The organism is Carboxylicivirga sp. M1479, assembly GCF_007097485.1.
Taxonomy (GTDB): Bacteria; Bacteroidota; Bacteroidia; order Bacteroidales; family Marinilabiliaceae; genus Carboxylicivirga.
In genome coordinates, this window is sequence record NZ_VKDE01000015.1 from 95,421 (window position 1) to 114,637 (window position 19,217).

Annotated in this window: 18 protein-coding genes; 8 read left to right on the plus strand and 10 right to left on the minus strand. The window is 36.3% G+C overall.

Annotated features, from left to right (window positions below):
- The first annotated feature begins 37 nt into the window (after window positions 1–37).
- Window positions 38–475: a hypothetical protein gene (locus tag FNN09_RS10355; RefSeq protein WP_143302175.1), complete on the plus strand. Its 438-nt coding sequence runs from the start codon at window positions 38–40 to the stop codon at window positions 473–475.
- 65 nt (window positions 476–540) lie between these two features.
- Window positions 541–3,624 (plus strand): ATP-binding cassette domain-containing protein, encoded by a 3,084-nt coding sequence (locus FNN09_RS10360; protein WP_143302177.1) that lies wholly within the window; start codon window positions 541–543, stop codon window positions 3,622–3,624.
- Between the two features lie 46 nt (window positions 3,625–3,670).
- Here the strand turns inward: FNN09_RS10360 and FNN09_RS10365 are convergent, their stop codons facing one another.
- From FNN09_RS10365 to FNN09_RS10400, 8 genes are all read right to left on the minus strand, one after another.
- Window positions 3,671–4,051, minus strand: a complete 381-nt coding sequence (locus tag FNN09_RS10365) for a DUF1987 domain-containing protein (protein WP_143302179.1) — start codon at window positions 4,049–4,051, stop codon at window positions 3,671–3,673.
- A gap of 16 nt (window positions 4,052–4,067) precedes the next feature.
- Window positions 4,068–4,616, minus strand: a complete 549-nt coding sequence (locus FNN09_RS10370; protein ID WP_143302181.1) for a SiaB family protein kinase — start codon at window positions 4,614–4,616, stop codon at window positions 4,068–4,070.
- 153 nt (window positions 4,617–4,769) lie between these two features.
- Window positions 4,770–5,693, minus strand: a complete 924-nt coding sequence (locus tag FNN09_RS10375; protein ID WP_143302183.1) for a serine O-acetyltransferase — start codon at window positions 5,691–5,693, stop codon at window positions 4,770–4,772.
- A gap of 5 nt (window positions 5,694–5,698) precedes the next feature.
- Window positions 5,699–6,220, minus strand: coding sequence for an AAA family ATPase (locus FNN09_RS10380; protein ID WP_143302185.1), 522 nt, complete (start codon window positions 6,218–6,220; stop codon window positions 5,699–5,701).
- Between the two features lie 5 nt (window positions 6,221–6,225).
- Window positions 6,226–6,822, minus strand: coding sequence for a nicotinamide riboside transporter PnuC (gene pnuC, locus FNN09_RS10385; RefSeq protein WP_143302187.1), 597 nt, complete (start codon window positions 6,820–6,822; stop codon window positions 6,226–6,228).
- A 33-nt stretch (window positions 6,823–6,855) separates the two neighbouring features.
- Window positions 6,856–8,439, minus strand: coding sequence for a S41 family peptidase (locus FNN09_RS10390; RefSeq protein WP_143302189.1), 1,584 nt, complete (start codon window positions 8,437–8,439; stop codon window positions 6,856–6,858).
- A gap of 116 nt (window positions 8,440–8,555) precedes the next feature.
- Window positions 8,556–10,085, minus strand: a complete 1,530-nt coding sequence (guaA, locus tag FNN09_RS10395) for a glutamine-hydrolyzing GMP synthase (RefSeq protein ID WP_143302191.1) — start codon at window positions 10,083–10,085, stop codon at window positions 8,556–8,558.
- Between the two features lie 154 nt (window positions 10,086–10,239).
- Window positions 10,240–11,415, minus strand: a complete 1,176-nt coding sequence (locus FNN09_RS10400) for an aspartyl protease family protein (RefSeq protein ID WP_143302193.1) — start codon at window positions 11,413–11,415, stop codon at window positions 10,240–10,242.
- A 123-nt stretch (window positions 11,416–11,538) separates the two neighbouring features.
- On the opposite strand from FNN09_RS10400, the gene FNN09_RS10405 reads away from it, so the two are divergent.
- The 3 genes from FNN09_RS10405 to FNN09_RS10415 are packed head-to-tail and all read left to right on the plus strand — an operon-like array spanning window position 11,539 to window position 13,862.
- Window positions 11,539–12,048 carry a UpxY family transcription antiterminator gene (locus tag FNN09_RS10405; RefSeq protein ID WP_143302195.1) on the plus strand — a complete coding sequence of 170 codons (510 nt, stop codon included), beginning with the start codon at window positions 11,539–11,541 and terminating at the stop codon, window positions 12,046–12,048.
- A gap of 7 nt (window positions 12,049–12,055) precedes the next feature.
- Window positions 12,056–13,054 carry an SDR family NAD(P)-dependent oxidoreductase gene (locus tag FNN09_RS10410; protein WP_143302197.1) on the plus strand — a complete coding sequence of 333 codons (999 nt, stop codon included), beginning with the start codon at window positions 12,056–12,058 and terminating at the stop codon, window positions 13,052–13,054.
- Window positions 13,055–13,064: 10 nt separating this feature from the next.
- Window positions 13,065–13,862 carry a hypothetical protein gene (locus tag FNN09_RS10415; protein WP_143302199.1) on the plus strand — a complete coding sequence of 266 codons (798 nt, stop codon included), beginning with the start codon at window positions 13,065–13,067 and terminating at the stop codon, window positions 13,860–13,862.
- 7 nt (window positions 13,863–13,869) lie between these two features.
- Here FNN09_RS10415 and FNN09_RS10420 read toward each other — a convergent pair whose 3' ends face one another.
- Window positions 13,870–14,535, minus strand: a complete 666-nt coding sequence (locus tag FNN09_RS10420) for a hypothetical protein (protein WP_143302201.1) — start codon at window positions 14,533–14,535, stop codon at window positions 13,870–13,872.
- A 296-nt stretch (window positions 14,536–14,831) separates the two neighbouring features.
- Between FNN09_RS10420 and FNN09_RS10425 the strand changes: the two genes are divergently transcribed.
- The 3 genes from FNN09_RS10425 to menB are packed head-to-tail and all read left to right on the plus strand — an operon-like array spanning window position 14,832 to window position 18,431.
- Complete coding sequence (locus FNN09_RS10425) at window positions 14,832–15,908, plus strand: chorismate-binding protein (protein ID WP_143302203.1); 1,077 nt, start codon at window positions 14,832–14,834, stop codon at window positions 15,906–15,908.
- A gap of 13 nt (window positions 15,909–15,921) precedes the next feature.
- Window positions 15,922–17,613: a 2-succinyl-5-enolpyruvyl-6-hydroxy-3-cyclohexene-1-carboxylic-acid synthase gene (menD, locus tag FNN09_RS10430; RefSeq protein WP_143302205.1), complete on the plus strand. Its 1,692-nt coding sequence runs from the start codon at window positions 15,922–15,924 to the stop codon at window positions 17,611–17,613.
- Window positions 17,610–18,431, plus strand: coding sequence for a 1,4-dihydroxy-2-naphthoyl-CoA synthase (gene menB, locus FNN09_RS10435; protein WP_143302207.1), 822 nt, complete (start codon window positions 17,610–17,612; stop codon window positions 18,429–18,431). The genes menD and menB overlap by 4 nt, the downstream gene beginning before the upstream one ends.
- A gap of 86 nt (window positions 18,432–18,517) precedes the next feature.
- On the opposite strand, the gene FNN09_RS10440 is transcribed toward menB, so the two are convergent.
- The gene (locus FNN09_RS10440; RefSeq protein WP_143302209.1) at window positions 18,518–19,156 is read right to left on the minus strand and encodes a LysE family translocator; all 639 of its coding nucleotides are present in this window, start codon (window positions 19,154–19,156) and stop codon (window positions 18,518–18,520) included.
- Between the last annotated feature and the right edge of the window lie 61 nt (window positions 19,157–19,217).

Genomic DNA, 19,217 nt, shown 5'->3' on the forward strand with positions numbered 1-19,217 from the left:
TTTTGAACCTGTTAAACCTCTATAAATTTCTATTAAAATGAAGAAACACACAGTTACACTTTTATTGTTTGCTATTCTGTTTGTTTTATCCCCATTCAAATTAAATTCTCAAGAAGACGTTTTATTCAGCAACTGCATAAGTCAGTTGCGTTCGCCATACATTGCTAGTGGCCAACCGTTCAAAGCGTTTTTAACAGGATCTGAAGTTGCAGAGTTTCATACTACATTCTTTTCAGGAAGCATGTACCGTATTGTTGCTTGCAGTCATCAAGACAATAACATCTTGTTTTCAATCTATGACAAAGAACGTAACCTCCTTTTTTCAAACGAAGATTATGAAGCTACAGGCTCATGGGATTTTAAAGTAGAAGGATCGGTTGAATGTATAGTTGAGGCCAAGTTAAACCCAAATATATCATCATCGGGCATTGCAATGCTTATGATTGGATTTAAAAGCCTTGATGTTATAAAATAACACCATTAGCTTATTTTCTACGATGATTAATGGCCTTTAAATAGGCCACATGAAAGGCACTTAGTATGAGCGAAGAAATATTAAAAGCACTTATACAGTTATTTGCGCTCATAGCCTTTCCCCGAACCGAAATAAATTCTCGCCGTTTCATTGTTAAGTCGTTCCTTAAACAGCAACTAAACAGCCAATTAGTAGAGGAATACTTAAAGCTTTTTGATCAACTACACGAAAAGCACGAACAGCGTTTATCGGATAAAGATAAATTTAGAAAGAGACATGCTGCCAGTTCTGTAAAAATTCTAAAAATTGCTACAGAAATTAACGATGCCCTTACCTATTATCAAAAACTAATAGTACTTACACAGCTAATTGAGTTTTTGAACATTGACATTGGCATGAGTGAGTTTGAGCGCGAGTTTATCGAAACAGTTGCTCAAACATTTAACCTACCTGAAGAAGAATATCAGTTAATATTAAACTTTATAACCAGCTCTTTCTCAGATTTACCAATGTCTGACAATGTTCTGATTGTAGATAGTAATCCTATTTACGACAATCCATTAGTCAAACACTTATATTGGGAGAATTTAAAAGGCGAGTTAAGGGTTATTCACTTAAAATCGGTTAATCTTTTTGCTTTCCGATTTATGGGCTACATGGACTTAACCATGAATGGTCAATTGATCAATCAGGGGCGGATTCAAGTATTAAACCCAGGCAGTTCATTGCGAAACAAACTGATAGACACTATTTTCTACAGTGATATTTTTGGACAGTTTACAAGTGACAGCAATGACAAAGCCATCGACTTCAGGTGCGATAACCTGGAATATCATTTTAGCAAAAAAGCCATTGGCCTGCACAGCACTTCTTTTGCCTCTAAATCAGGCAAAATGGTTGGCATCATGGGTTCAAGCGGTGCTGGAAAAAGTACTCTGGTTAATGTACTAAGTGGAATTAACACACCAACAAAAGGTAATGTCTATATTAATGACATTGACATTCATGAAAATATAGACCAGGCTAAAGGCCTTATTGGTTATGTTGCTCAGGATGATTTATTGATGGAAGACTTAACCGTCTATCAAAACCTCTATTACAACGCCAAATTATGTTTCGATAATCTTCCTGAGTACCAAATAAAACGCAAAGTACTTAAACTCCTTAGTTCATTGGGGTTATATGACATACGCTTTATGAAAGTGGGTAGTCCGCTGAATAAAAAGATTAGTGGAGGTCAACGAAAGCGTTTAAATATTGCTCTTGAGCTTATTCGCGAACCATATATTTTATTTTTGGATGAACCCACATCGGGTTTATCGTCGCGAGATTCGGATAATATTATTGATCTATTAAAAGAATTATCGATTCGCGGCAAGTTGGTTTTTGTTGTTATTCATCAACCGTCGTCTGATATATTTAAAATGTTTAACCAGCTACTTATCCTGGATACTGGCGGTTATCTCATTTACAATGGCGATCCTGTAGAAAGTGTCAATTACTTTAAAGCGTGCATCAATCACGCCAATAGAGACGAAAGCGAATGCCCTAGTTGCGGTAATGTGAATGTTGAACAGATTTTAAACATCATCAATTCGCAAATACTAGATGAATACGGCAATTTTACACAAACCAGGCGAATAGAACCCAAGGAATGGTACAACTTATTCCATGAGGGCTGGGATTCCCATGAGCCACCCGTAAGCAGCAACAAAAAAGCATTACCTGAAATAAGCTTTCAAATTCCGAAGCGTCTACAACAGCTATTTGTCTTTTTAAAAAGGGATATATCATCAAAACTAGCCAACAGGCAATACCTTTTAATTAACCTATTAGAAACGCCTATATTGGCTTTATTACTGGCTTCAATCATTCGTTACTACGATGTTGACCAAGCCACTGATTCAGCATACAGTTTTGCCCACAATCCTAACATTACGGTTTACATCATCATATCGGTAATTATTGCCCTTTTTGTAGGTTTAACGGTTAGTGCCGAAGAAATTATTAACGATAGAAAAATACAAAGGCGCGAGTCCTTTCTTAATCTCAGCAGGTTGAGTTACTTATTTTCTAAACTTATTATTCTTTCAGGTTTATCGGCTATTCAAGCGGCACTATTCGTACTAGTGGGCAACTTCATCATATCATTACAAGGGATGTTTCTTCAGTATTGGTTTATACTCTTTAGCAGTTCGGTATTTGCCAATATATTAGGTCTAAACATATCAGACACTTTCAAAAAAACGGTCAACATTTATATTATCATCCCATTTTTAATTATTCCACAATTAATATTGAGTGGTGTTTTTATCAGTTTCGATCGCTTAAACCCATTTATTTCGAGTCCTGATAAAATTCCAATTTACGGCGAAGTTATTACAGCCAGGTGGGCCTTTGAAGCATTAGCTGTAGAACAGTTTATGGGAAATGAGTTTGATGAACAATTTTATAGTTACGAAAAGCTTAAAAGTCAATCGAAGTACCGAAAAGAATTTTGGTTGCCAGCTTTAAGTAATCATTTGCAAAAAATTAGCAATGCAAATCACAACGCCTCTTCCAAGGCTCAGGTGGATTACTCTATCAAGTTGATTAATCGTGAACTTAAAAAGCACCATTTGCTCTACCCTAACAGAGTCAAGGAACCATATTATCTAGGGAAAAAAGCCAACAGCTCAAATATCGATTCTGTTAGAAATTACTTAAATCATATAAAGGTCTTTTATATTGGCTTGTATAATCGAGCCGATGAAAAGCTAGATTTAAAAATCAAAGAGCTAACACAATCGAATGAGGCGGAAGTCAAATATTACGAAAATAAAAGTAGATACCACAACAACGCACTTCAGCGTTTTGTCACTAATTCTAACAACTTTTTTTCGAATAAAATAATAGAATACAAAGGTGAGCTCATACAAAAAGTAGACCCCATTTATCAGGATCCAACACACCCTGTAATTAAAGCTCACTTTTTAGCTCCTCATAAACTAATAGGTAACTTTGCCTTACCTACGTTTTATGCCAATGCAATAGTAATATGGTTAATCAATTTATTACTATTCATCATGTTGTATTTTAGAGCTCTTCCAAATTTATTAACGATCAGAACTCGCCTATTTTGGTTCATTAAAGACCATAAAAAAGGCTGAAAAAGAATTCACTTTTTCAGCCTCTATATTTTATTGTATCAAATAATTACTCTTCCATTTCAATCATTTTAAACGGAATACTAATGATTGATTGATAATCCTCTCCTGCTTCGAACATATCCTCATCATCTTCTTCGTAATACCAGTTAATTTCAACTGGATTACCTTTTTTATGGATTAGTTCCAAGCGCTTAAAAATATCAAGAATACACTTCGATGAGCTTGTATTAAAATATTCTAATTGAATGTTGACATTGGTTTCATCAGAAGGTTCGCCCCCGAACTTTTCTAGCCAATCAATTATTGGCTTATAAAAATCAACAGAATTTTCGGGTATAGAGCGTCCTTTAATTTCAACCACCCCATTATCCCCATCAAGTCTTACAAATGGTGTTTTTGGGCTTCCTTCGCGAATTATTGTTTCCATACTGGTAGCTATACGGTTAACTAATGTATACATCTAGCGAGAAAAAGATGTACTCATCATCAAATTGATAAAAATAATACTCTAATTTATTGCCTGTTTTCCTAACGATATCAAGCATTCCAAGGCCTCCCCCGCCTTTATCAGAAAACTCATCGTTATTAAGTATATCTCTGTATAACATACGAACTTCTTCGTCTGACAGAGAATTTACCTGGTCAATTCGGTCTTTAATGTAATTTAATTTTTCTTTTTTAACAAAATTACCCGTTGAAATGCGGTAAAAGGTACCATCTTTACTTAAAATGATGATTCCAAAATTACTACTTTGCTCAACGGGAGCTGTTTTTGGCGGAAAATCAACATGGTGATAAAGGTTCTGTAAGCTCTCAACAAACACATTGTAAACTTTCTTTCGAACACGATTTTTTTCATTCTTCATGTTCAAACTGTTTTCAATGGATTCCAAAGCCTCAGAAATTAAGTCTGGAGTAATACTTCCGTTATACTCGAGAATAATATCCCCTTGTTTCTTTTCTAAATACCAGTTTTTTAATTCAAATGCCATTTCAATGGTCTAATAGGCTACAAATATAAAAAAATTATGTTACCGCCACGCAGCACAAGTTTACATTAAAAACGACACAATCCATTTAATGGATACAACTATTTGGTTAATGCTTCATAAATCCTGATAAATCGATTGTTTTAACTGATAATATTAAATACCCCCACCCTCTGCATACAAGACATCACGTGGTTTAAACTGTACTACTTTAGAGTAAGGTACAACCGAATTAGTAACCCAAACATTACCTCCAATAATAGAATTTGCCCCAACTGTAATCCTACCTAAAATGGTTGCCTGGGCATAAATTACTACGTTATCTTCAATTATTGGGTGACGTGGAATACCTTTTATTGGGTTTCCATCACTATCCAAAGGAAAGCTTTTGGCCCCCAAGGTAACCCCTTGAAATAACTTTACATTATTGCCAATAATCGACGTAGCACCTATTACTACACCCGTACCATGATCAATACTAAAGTACTCTCCAATGGTTGCTCGCGGGTGAATATCTATACCTGTTTCAGAATGAGCCATTTCACTAATCATCCTTGGAATTAAAGGCACGCCAATTTCCAAAAGCGCATTAGCCACGCGATAGTTTGTTATAGCTCGTATGGCTGGATAACAAAAAATGACTTCTCCTTTACTTTTTGCTGCTGGATCTCCTAAAAAAGCAGCTTCCACATCTGTAGCTAATACCCTTCGTATCTCAGGCAATCTACTTATAAACGAACTGGCATAATCATGTGCCTGACTTTTTTGCTCATTTAAGTCAAAGCCTTCAGGATTATCACACATAAAACAAAGGCCAGCAAATATTTGATCGACCAATAGCGTATATAGTTTTTCGGTATTTACACCTATATAGTAACTAACACTTTCGGGCCGTATAGAGCTATCGCCATAATAACCAGGAAAAATTACCTCGCGCGATAAATTCACCACATCCTCCAAAGCACTTATTGAAGGCATTTTATGATCTTTAAAATGAGGATGACAAACGCTTTTGTAGCTTTGCTCCTGCGATAACTCATCAATAGTTTTTCTCAATATAGAAAAGTGGTCAGTGGTCATGTTGATTATTTTACAATTTGGTTAATATGGTCTTTTGCTTGATTAATACGCTCAATTCCTTGCCCTCGTACAATCTCGTATGCAAAGTTATAGTTTTCAAGTTCATTTTTATAACACTCAAACAAATACAGTCGCTTGTCTTCATTTTCTCTTACACCATCTTGCACCCAATCAAGGTCGGGATAACACAAAAGGTGCAAATCTATTTTACAGCTTTGAATATAGGCATGTAGCCAATCTGGCATTCTTCCAAAAACCTCCTGAAACCAAACCTTTGTTATAATGAGAAATGTATCACAAATGACTAAAGAATGTTTAGAATTCAAAGCTTGTTCGAATTGGTCTCGTTGACGGATGGCAATTGCTTCAACATCTTCATAAGTATAAGGGCTGCTTAAGGCTTCGATATAAGCCCTGGCATACTCTGGAATAAGCATGGCATCAAGCTCTTCACTTATCTCTTTAGAAACCGTTGATTTCGCCGCACATTCGGGTCCAGTAAAAACAATTACTTTTGATCTTTCCACTTGCTTTACTGTTTAGATTTTTTCCATTCGAAGTACCCCAAAACCGCGCCTATTGTATAAACCACAAATAGGAAACTATAAAAATAAAGGCCTTTAAATAAATACATGCCCATTGACAGACTATTAATCACAATCCAAAATAACCAATGTTCAATGTATTTTCGGGCAAGCATCCAAGTAGCAATTATTGAAGCTGCGGTAGTGAAGGCATCCAGATATGGTAAATCGGAACTTGCAATATCAACTATGGCAGGAATATACAGTAATGCAGATAATATACCGACATATAAACCAGTTCCAACCAATACCAACTTCAGCATCAGGCCTCGGGAAATGTTTCTTATGGCTACAGTATCGCTTTCATCACTTTGTTGGCCACTAAGCCAATACCACCATCCATAAATACTTATAACAACATAATACACCTGTAAACCCATGTCGGCATATAAGGCCGATTGGTAAAATACAATTAAAGAAACAGCAGAAGCCACAATACCCCATGGCCAAAGCCAGGCTTTTTCTCTAATGGAATAATACAAATAAATAAGTGAGGCAACAGTTCCTGTTACCTCAAATCCATAATCCTTAATTAAGTCAGTCATTCTTTACAGGCAGGTTGGTTTCAGTAGTAAATACTATTTTAGAAAATGTGAGTAATCGCCATTGGATTCAACAATTTGAATGGCTTTATTATATACCTCCGACATTGGATTAATCGATTGAAAATAGGCTGAAGAGGTAAACAAATCGCGGGCTATTAAAGCTTTAACCTGAGCTTCAAGCAAAGGCTTTGAGGTATTAAATTCTTCATCATTATATTCGATATCGGCGTCTTCGCCTTCTGATATTAAAAGGTCAAATATGTCTTGATCTACACTAAACTCCTTTTCAAAATCCTGGTATTTGGTATACCTCGATTTTAACTCATTCCGATGATCATCGATATAATTAAGGATCATTCGATTAACGGAACCACTTGCAACCAAATCACGGTAATAATCGGAATACATACTTGTATCCACAGCTACAAATACATCAGGCATAATGCCTCCTCCTCCATATACTGTGCGACCCGAAACTTTTGTTTTATACTCCAGGTTTTCGTCAAAATGAATGCTATCTTCATTAGACAACTCTCCGTGCAGATACCTTTCTCCAAGTTCGTTGTGATAGGCTGCCACACCATCTTTATATTCTTTTTGTATACATCTTCCAGCAGGCGTGTAATACTCTGCAATGGTTAATCGAATCATTGAACCATCAGGAAAGTCAAATGGTCGTTGAACTAATCCTTTTCCAAAACTTCGGCGCCCAATAACTAGTCCCCTGTCCCAATCTTGTACTGCGCCTGAAACTATTTCACTGGCTGATGCAGAGCCTTCATCAATCATAACGATTAAATTCCCTTTTTCAAACAGTCCTTTTTTTCTGGCATGATGGCTTCTTCTCTCACTATTTAAACCCTCTGTATAAACCAAAAGCTTGTCTTTATCCAATAATTCATCGGCAATATCAATTGCAGCTTTTAGGTATCCACCGCCATTACCTCGTAAATCAAGTATCAGATTTTCGTAATCGTCTTTTTCTAATTTTTCTAGTGCTTCAACAAACTCATCGTGAGTACTAAGTGCAAATCGGGATATTTTCACATAGGCTGTTTTAGGCGTTGCCATATAGGCAGCTTCAACACTGTACAAAGGAATTTTATCGCGAACAACCACAAATTTTAATTCGTCATTGCTTCCACGGCGAAGGATATTTAAATTCACTTTTGTTCCCTTCTCCCCTCGCAGGTACTTAAAAACGTCGCTATTTTTAATCCCTGTGCCAGCAACATTCTCGCCATCGATACCAACTATGCGATCTCCAGCCCGAATACCAACCTTTTCAGAGGGTCCACCAATAACTGGGTTAACAACCATTAAAGTATCATCCAATATATTAAACTGTATACCCACTCCCTCGAAGCTTCCGTCCAAAGGCTCATTCATTTCCTTAACCTCATCAGCCGAAATATATACTGAATGTGGATCGAGACTCTTGAGCATTCCAACAATAGCCTCTTCAACAAGTCCCTCGTTATCAACCGAGTCTACATACAAGGAATTAACCAGTTGATAAGTCAACTGTAATTTCTGAATATTTTTATCGTAAACCTGTGCCTGAATAGCTAAAGCTCCAAGCAACACCATTATTGCCAATGTCCAAAACTTCCTCATACCCATCATCTCTAATTAGTTATATTATCTTTTGTTAAGCCTGAATTATTAATATAAACAAAGGCCGGAAAGAAAAAGTTCCTGCCGGCCAAATATTTTATACTAATAGTATATTCTTATTCCCACTCAATTGTTGCTGGCGGCTTAGAACTAATATCATAAACTACTCGGTTCACACCTTTCACTTTATTAATGATATCGTTAGACACCTGCGCCAAAAAGTCATATGGCAAATGTACCCAATCAGCAGTCATTCCATCTGTTGAAGTTACAGCACGTAAAGCAACTACCTTTTCGTAAGTACGCTCATCGCCCATTACACCAACCGATTGAACTGGCAATAGCATTGCACCAGCTTGCCAAACCTGATCGTATAAATTACTATCTTTTAACCCTTGGATAAAAATATGATCTACCTCCTGAAGAAGCGTCACTTTTTCTGCTGTTATATCTCCAAGAATTCGAATTGCTAATCCTGGTCCTGGGAAAGGATGACGTCCTAATAAGTTTTCATCAATACCCATTGCACGTCCAACACGACGTACTTCATCCTTAAATAACAAGTTTAAAGGCTCAACTATTTTAAGATTCATTTCTTCTGGCAAACCACCCACATTATGGTGTGACTTAATAGTTGCCGATGGACCATTTACAGAAACAGACTCTATTACATCAGGATAAATAGTTCCTTGTGCTAACCACTTAACGTCTTTTATTTTATGAGACTCTGCATCGAACACCTCAATAAATACACGGCCAATGATTTTACGCTTTGTTTCAGGATCAGAAACTCCATGTAATTCACTTAAAAACTCGTTTTTGGCATCAACACCAATAACATTTAAGCCCATGTGTTTGTATGAATCCAAAACGGCTTCGAACTCATTTTTACGTAACAAACCATTGTCGACAAAAATACATGTTAGGTTTTTACCAATCGCTTTGTGTAGCAATACACCAGCAACCGTGCTATCAACACCACCAGAAAGACCTAAAACTACTTTATCATCGCCCAACCTAGCTTTTAATTCAGCCACAGTTGTTTCAACAAATGAATCAGGAGTCCAGTCTTGTGTACATCCACAAACACCAACAACAAAGTTTTTTAATATTTGTGACCCTTCGGTACTGTGATATACTTCAGGGTGGAACTGCATACCATAGGTCTGTTCGTTCTCAACTTTATAAGCTGCTACTTTTACATCCTTGGTACTTGCTACTATTTTGTAGCCCTCTGGCAAATTAACAATGGTATCGCCATGAGACATCCACACCTGTGAGTGATGACTAACATTTGTTAGTAATTCACTATCAGAATCTACATACTCAAGATTGGCACGGCCATACTCGCGTGTTTTAGATGGCTGCACTTCGCCACCATAAAATTGTGACAGGTACTGAGCACCATAACACACTCCTAACAAAGGCATCTTACCCTTAATTGCAGTCAAATCAGGCTTTGGAGCTTCCGCATCGCGAACACTAAAAGGACTTCCACTTAATATAACACCTTTAACTGATTCATCCATTTCAGGACAATTGTTAAAAGGGTGTATTTCACAATACACGTTAATCTCACGTACACGTCTAGCAATCAACTGAGTGTATTGAGAACCAAAATCCAGAATGATAATTTTTTCCTGCATTAATTTATGCCTTTATTTTTAATTGATGTTGATGCAATTGAGCTATCGTTTGAATACCCAAACAGCACATTCAATTAAAAGTTATACTTGAAAATTTTGCGCAAATATACGATTTAATATTTGATAATGGTGCGATTAGAAAACATGAAAATGCTCAAAACTTAAGCCTTTGCAAACGAACCTTTTTGTATTCTTTCTCATCGGGTTTACGAAAAACGAAAGTTATCTCATCCTGATGTTGGGTTTGATCTTTTAGCGTTAAAAACACCTCACAAGCAGAAGCATCCTTAAAATCAACACCCTCAATATCTTCCAACACATCCCCTCTTTCAATACCTAGGCGCTCAGCCTTGGTTCCTTTCCATACACCATTAACGATAAATTGATCATCTTTCATAATTAAATCAAGTCCAAAACTATTCAAGCTTAAGGGCTTGTTACACTCCACATTAAAGAAAAATCGTTTTTGAGGATAATCCAATACAAAATTAGTGTGCTTCAAAAGCTTCATCCCTATTTTAGATTGTCCCGAAGCTGTTTCTACGGCAAGCTTAGAAAAATTAGCATTACCGACCATAACATTGACATTACCAAAAATTTGGGTTTCGTGCTCACTCGCTCCCCAAGCACCATGAGAATTTGCGCCAGATGAAATATAATCAGGCGCATCAATTTTATTCTTTTTTTGCAGCCATGCCGCAGTTTGATTATGCAAAGAAAAAGAATCGCCACTACCTGTATCAATCAATACCCATTTAATATTTTTATCGTTGACTTTTACTTTGGCAAATGGCGAACTCTGCTGTTTATTAACATGCATCTTAACACCATCATCCACCTTACATCCAATACTTTGAAACGAATCTGCAATAATAATTATCTGCTGATCCCAATCAATTTTGAAAGCGCCAAATCGCAACAAATTACTACCTATTAGACCTTTATAGCCTAAACACTTAAAAGGCCCCGCAAACTCATTAACATATAAGGCAGGTATATTAGCATACTTTAAACTCCCTATTTCGATTATTGGAAGTCTTACAACCTCTGCCTTTTGCTTTTTACCACTTGCATCTCCAACATTCATAACTTGGATAACATCCAATTCTTGTTCTGTGCTATCTTTAAACAAAATACACATAGCACCTGTATCCAACAAATAGCGTCCTTTGACACCATTCATCGTGGCCTCTACAACAATTTTATCATGTTCATATTCAAATGGTAATTCGGTATAAAACTTTTCAGCATTTATGGAGCCGGCGTTAAACTGAGCCTTACAAGGGAAAGAAACTATCAATAAGAAAACAATAAAATAGTTTTTGTACATAACATAGTCTATTAGGCAATTACAAATCGGAAATAGCTTTAGTGTAACAATTCTGTAACACCAAAGCCAAATATCATCATTTACTAGATCTTTTTTTATAATTTCGCTTAAAAATTATACATCTTGAATACTACGCAGAGTGCAAATTGGTATGCACTATACACCAAATCGAGAGCCGAGAAGAAAGTATTATTAAACCTCGAGGCCATGGGCATTGAGGCCTACCTCCCTCTAAAGCGAGAGCTAAAAAAGTGGAGTGATCGAAAAAAATGGGTTGAAACACCTATAATAAGTTCATACATATTTATAAAAATACCTGAATCTGATTATCAACGTCCTTTTGGTGTTAATGGCGTGGTTGCTTATGTATCCCACAAAGGTAAGGCTAGTGTAATTCCCGAGTCAGACATTTTAACGATGAAAAAAGCCATTGAGAATAAAATGGACTTCAGCGTTGAAAACGATGCAATAGAAAAAGGTCAGGTTATTAAAGTTACATCTGGCCCGCTTGAAGGAGTGAGTGGCGAAGTGTTGGATGTGCAGGGATCCAAAAAGATTATCCTCCGCATCAATCAAATAGGTTATACCTTAATCATTAATTTAGATGATGCTACTTTTCAAAAAGATGAATAATTAAAATATGAACTCGACCTCAAACCCTAAAGTATTGATAACTGGCGCTGCTGGTTTTATTGGTTTTCATCTTAGTCATTTGCTCAGTCAAAGCAAAATGAATGTAGTGGGTATCGACTCACTTAATAGCTATTACTCAACAAAACTTAAGTCTGATCGTATTGCACAGTTAAGCAACTTTGAGAATTTCCGTTTTATACAAATGGATATTTGCGACAAAGAGGCATTGGACAAACTTTTTGAGCAAGAGCGATTTGATTACGTAGTTAATTTAGCTGCTCAAGCTGGCGTTAGGTATAGCATAGAGCAACCGTATAAGTATATCGACAGCAATCTAATAGGTTTTATCAATATATTAGAAGCTTGTCGGCAGTTTCCCGTAAAGCATTTGGTGTATGCATCTTCCAGTTCTGTTTATGGCAACTCCAATAACATTCCGTTCAGCACTAAGGAGGCTTGTAATGAACCTGTATCGTTATATGCAGCAACTAAAAAGGCGAATGAAATGATGGCGCATAGCTATGCTGAATTATACCAAACACCTGTAACTGGCCTGCGTTTCTTCACGGTTTATGGTCCTTATGGTCGTCCAGACATGGCCTACTTTTCTTTTACCAAAAAGATAATTAACGGAGATAGTATTCAAGTATATAACGAGGGGAATCTTGAACGAGATTTTACATATATAGATGATATTGTTGAAGCAATTCAAAAACTACTGCACCTCCCTTTCGATACGGAGATGGAAAAAACTAAACCTTATCGTTTATTCAACATTGGCAACAACAAACCCGTAAAACTGATGACCTTTATCAATACATTGGAAAAACACATAGGCACAAATGCCATTAAAACGTTTTTACCAATGCAGAAGGGGGATGTTTATAAAACTTTTGCTGATATTACACCTTTAGAAAAACGTATTAACTTCAAACCTAAAACAAGTATTGATGAAGGCTTGAATCAATTCGTATCCTGGTACAAATCTTACTATCATCACAATTAATTGCTATCACATGTACGACGAAGAGTTACCAATTGAAGAATACATCTACAAAGAGGCTTTAAAAGAACGACACGAAGATTCTGAGCGCTTTAAAGCTTTAATAGAATTGAATGACAGCAACGATGAAGATGCAGCCACTGAACTACTCTATGTGAGCAAGCGCTTATTTTATAATTACCATGGAATTGATAAAATAATGGAGGTTCGTAATTCAATGCTTCATTTTTGGGATGTTGAAACTGACGATGACATCATTCCTAACACAATGAATAGCGGATTAACTGAACATGATGAGTTAATTGATGAAGTACTAAATGCGCTAAGTGACATTGATGATTTACGAAAACTAAACCTCAAGAAATTAGCCAATCGTCATCCTGAACTACCTTTTTTAACATTAATGAAAGTAGTCGTTATGGATATTATGGAAGAACCATCTAAAAAGATACAAGCTCAATTGGATGATGCTCTTTCCATTTATCCAGATGATGTATTGTTGAAACTGCAAAACGAAACATTTCTAAACAGAAATGGAAAAAACGGATCTATTTTAAACAATAACTTTTTGGCCAGTCAAACTTCGTCAAGCTTTTTTAAGCGTAAAACAATCCATTCTTTTGAATTGATGAGTTTGCACACTACTATTTACGAGTATCTGGTTAACAGCAATAACTTGCTTCTATTAGATGCGCTTATGTTCGCTTCTCAAACGCTATACCCCGAATGGGAAGATGCTTGGTCCGATAAGGAGCTTTATAGCGAAATTTTAAAAGTTGAATTCTGTAAACTAGTTAGTAATACTCAATAATCAGCTCTTAAAAAAACTTTACCAGTTGTTTAACCAGTAGTGCCACATTTTCGGCACCTCCTGTAAAATAGGCTGCCCCAATATCAACAACTTTTTTACCAGACTCCTCAGCTAAGCCCTCTAAGAACTTCCTTAGTAATTGCTTAAAACCAATACCATGGTCCTTATTTGAGCCTATAATTTGATTACACTCACGAACAATCCTTTCAATGGCTTTATCAGGATAATAAAACGCTAACAAATCAATAAAGGAATCAAGATGAATTCTGGTTACTTCTGAATTAAACGAGCTATCGGCATAATGCCCAAGCTTTTTAAGTTGAGCACCTATACTGGTTCTTATAAATTTATTTTCAATAACAAACTCAATCTTATTCAGGTCACTGCGCAATTTTGAATTGGCAACTATTTTGAAGAACGCTTCTTTAACATCGCTTTCCGTCAATTGGCCATATTTTAAATCACTTTCATAGGCCAAGCGACGAACTTTTGTCTCAGGTATCTGTAAGTCTAAACTTATCTCAAAGTTTGACAATCCTTTTAAATTTCCATGTTTGCGCAACAAGTTAAAAAGAAGGACTTCAAAATCATTTTTCGTCATTGAACCAAAGCCACGAGTTTTATAATTACTTATAAACTCACTTGCAAAATTTTCATTATCAAAAACTTCCATTTAAGTATAGGTTTAAGGGTTTTGATTAAAAAATTAGAAAGAGATTTAACTGTCTTATCTAATTTCCAACAAATATATTATTCTATTCTTAAAAGTAGTTACCAATGTTAATTGGCACTGAAATAAATGTGCTGCTATACTTAGCAAAGTAATCTCATTCACTCAGATCCCAAAGTAACTGCGATCAACCGAATAAAATTATTCCTTATTTGTAACAACAAATGCTACAATAACAATCGACTATTCCTTTAATTAGGGCTATTATTATATCTTTGAATTCTCTTATAAGACGAATAGTGAAAAAGGAATTTGAACAGATTATCAGTCAGGATAACTTTGATGCAGTAGTTTTATACCGCTTACCAAATGAAACAGGTAAACAGGTTATTTTAGGAAATAGTGAAAAAGTATACAATGGCATTAATGAACACCACCTAATGAGTGATGGATTTGTTTTTGAGCCATTTGACAATACTAAAATGCACGGTGTATTTGTTAATAATAACTTTTCGGCTGGCTTCCAATCATTCTCAACAAAGCAGATTGAACTTCTAACGAAGATTCTTCATCCTACCACAGAGAATGACATAATAGAAAGTGATTACAAAACTTATTTAAGTGGTTTTAATAAAATTAAGCAAGCAATTAATGATAAGGATATTAATAAAGCCATTTTATCCCGCATAAAACTTGGACCTCATTTAACTCAAACACAAAGTATTAAACTATTTGAGGCCTTGTCCGATCAATATCCACATGCCTTTGTTTATTTCATTAACACACCGCATTGTGGAACATGGATTGGCGCTGGCCCTGAATTACTATTACAACATCAAAACAAACACCTTTCGACCGTATCATTGGCTGGCACTTTGCCTAACAACATGAGTGCCCAGTGGAGTAATAAGGAAAAACACGAACAAATATTAGTTACCAACTACATAGAGCATACTCTTTTAGCCCATCAAGCTGAGAATATTGAGTTTACTGACGCCCAAACAACAGATGCCGGTCCAATAAAACACTTGTGCACAACGTTTAATTTTAAATTGGAAAAGATCAATGGCAACCACGTAGGACTTTTATACGATCTCCATCCTACTCCTGCAGTTTGTGGAATGCCAAAAAACGAAGCGCACGAGATAATATTAGATGCTGAACCACACGATAGAAATTATTACTCTGGCTTTTTAGGGCCTGTTAAAAATGGTAGCTATCAATTCTATGTTAATATTCGTTGTTTAAATGCCACAAGCAAGCATACTGCATTGTTTGTTGGAGGTGGAATAACTCTTGGTAGTGAAGCCGAAAACGAATGGAATGAAACCGAATTGAAAGCCAAAACTCTATTGTCGGTTTTAAAAAATATATAACCTTTGTAACCTTATGAATAAAGCAGTTTCCGATAAAAAAGTTGTTAAAACTTTAGTAGATATATGTCTGTCCGAAGGATTGAAAGAGGTAGTTATTTCGCCAGGATCAAGAAATGCACCTTTGACACTTACCTTTGCAGCACACGAAGCATTCGATTGCTATAGCATTGTTGATGAACGAAGTGCTGGGTTCTTCGCTCTTGGAATGGCTCAACAAACGAAACGTCCTGTAGCATTAATATGCACCAGCGGATCTGCCTTACTAAATTATGCTCCGGCAATATCAGAGGCCTATTACCAGAACATTCCGCTTGTTGTAATTAGTGCCGATCGTCCTATCGAATGGATTGACCAAGCTGATGGACAAACAATCAGACAAAATGGAGCCTTAGACAACATTGTTAAATTCAGTTGTCAACTTCCAACATCTAAAAATGCTAGTAATTGGTATGTTAACAGGTTGGTAAGTGAAGCTTTTTATCATTGTCAATATCGGGTCGCTGGCCCCGTGCATATTAATGTTCCTTTGGCAGAACCCTTATATGGTAAAACAGTTCATCCTGAAGACAAACAAAGAAGAATACAACAAGTAAGCTCCTGTAGTTCAATATCCAAAGCATCATTAGATTTACTTTGCAAAGAATGGGCTTCACATGACAAAATATTGATAGTAGCAGGACAACAAGCACCAAACAAACGTCTGCAGGAAACTCTGAGGATTCTATCTGACATGGAGCAAGTTGTAGTACTAACAGAAACTAGTTCGAATATCGCTGGTAATTCGGTTATTAACGGAATTGATAAAATTGTTTCAACCATAACGGAAGAGGAAGTACACTTTTTTAAACCATCATTACTAATCACGTTTGATGGAGCTGTTGTATCAAAAATGATTAAGAAGTTCCTGAGAGACTATAAAGCCAAAGCACATTGGCACATCAGTCCAATTAATCGTCATTTAGATACGTACAAACAGCTAAGCACCTCAATTGAAGCTGAGCCTGTTGAATTATTTGAACAGATGCTGCCACTTATTGGCACTACTAAAAGTCGCTACAAAACTACCTGGCTTCAACGCTATGAAAGGTCCAATAAACATCATGAAGAATATTTAGCAAAAGATGGTTGGAACGATTTGAAGGTATTCAGTCACATTGCTCAACACCTTCCGACTACATGGCAAGGTCAATGGGGTAATAGTTCGACAATACGTTATGCCCAACTTTTTAAGGAGTTTTATAACCAAAACAGCTTCTGCAACAGAGGAACCAGTGGCATTGATGGCTGTGTTAGTACTGCCGTTGGTGCTAGCCATATTAGTAAACAACCCACTTTATTAGTACTGGGCGACCTTTCTTTTATGTACGACAATAATGGATTATGGAATCAACACCTATCATCCAACTTGCGAATAATCGTAGTTAATAATGGTGGAGGTGGAATTTTCAGGTTCATTCCTGGCCCATCAGATGCCGAAGAGCTCGAGACATTTTTTGAAGCCTCGCACCAGTTAAACATGCAGCCAATGGCCGAAATGCATGGACTGAAATACCTTGTGGCAAATGATGAAGAATCATTGAACGAAAACCTCGCCACACTGTTTAAGGAAAGTGAAAGACCAATTATATTAGAAGTTAAAACACCCGCGAAAGAAAATGCCGGTGTTCTTAAATCTTATTTTAAACGATTAAAAGAAGAACTATGAGCCAACGCAACTGGAGTTCTGTAAAAGAATACGAAGATATTAAATTTGAATTCTTCGAAGGAATTGGAAAAATTACGATTAACCGTCCTCGTGTTTACAATGCCTTTCGTCCGAAAACAATTATTGAGTTATTGGATGCTTTTGATATTTGTAAAGAACGACAAGACATTGGAGTGATTGTACTAACAGGTGCAGGAGATAAAGCTTTCTGCTCTGGCGGCGATCAAAATGTTAAAGGCCATGGAGGTTATATTGATGAAGGTGGTGTACCACGCCTAAATGTACTCGATTTACATAAACGTATACGCTCAATGCCCAAACCTGTGGTAGCTATGGTAAATGGTTACGCCATTGGTGGTGGTCATGTTCTACACGTTGTTTGCGATTTAACCATATCATCGGATAATGCAATATACGGACAAAGTGGACCGAAAGTAGGTAGTTTCGATGGTGGATTCGGTTCATCATACCTAGCACGCCACGTAGGCCAGAAAAAAGCCCGCGAAATATGGTTCTTATGCAAACAATACTCGGCTAAAGAAGCAGAGGATATGGGATTAGTCAACACTGTTGTCCCTCTTGAGGAATTAGAAGATACAACAGTTGAATGGTGCAAAACAATGCTACAAAGGAGCCCTATGGCTCTACGTATGATTAAACGAGGTTTAAACGCCGAATTAGATGGCCAAACTGGCATAATGGAAATGGCTGGCGATGCTACATTGATGTTCTACCTAATGGAGGAAGCACAAGAAGGCAGAAATGCATTTTTAGAGAAGCGTGACCCAGATTTCCAACAGTTCCCTAAGTTTCCATAAACTTAGAAGACAAACTATAATTTTATAAAAAAAGCGTTGCTCATATTAAATGAACAACGCTTTTTCATTTTTAGCTTATCGTTAAACTAAAAAATATATTCTTTACTTATCCATATAGTAAAAGCTATTATCACTAACACGATAATGGAGCTTCCTGCAATTTTATTAATCCAAAATAATCGTCGTAGGTTAATTTTTGAACGAAACAAATTAACTAAAGAACTTAGAATTAACCACCAGGTTGAAGCTCCTACAAATACACCACCAATTAATAGCAAATTATCTATTGCAGTGTTTTCTGCTCCCACAACACGAAAGCCTGCAAAAAAGGCTAAAAACAAGAACACTGCTAAAGGATTAGCTATTGTTAGTGCAAAAGTGGAAAAGAAATCTTGGATTAAACTGGCACTTTTCTTTTTCTGTCGCCTCAGCTGTACAGCAGGGTTAGTCAAATATATTTTAAAACCTAAGGAAATAAGTATAATAGCTCCAAAGATTTGAATCCATAACAATTGAGATTCTATAAAACCAACAATAAAAGACAAGCTAAAACCAGCAATAATGGCATAAATGGTATCAGAAACTGCTGCCCCTAATCCTGATACAAAACCTGACAAATGACCTTTATTAAGCGTACGCTGTATAACCAGCACACCTATTGGCCCTAGAGGAATGGAAGCCGAAATCCCAATTATTACACCATCAATTATATTTCCCAAATCCATTCATTCTGTTTTAACACACCACCAATTATTAATTTTAAAAGATAAGGCTCATTTATTAATA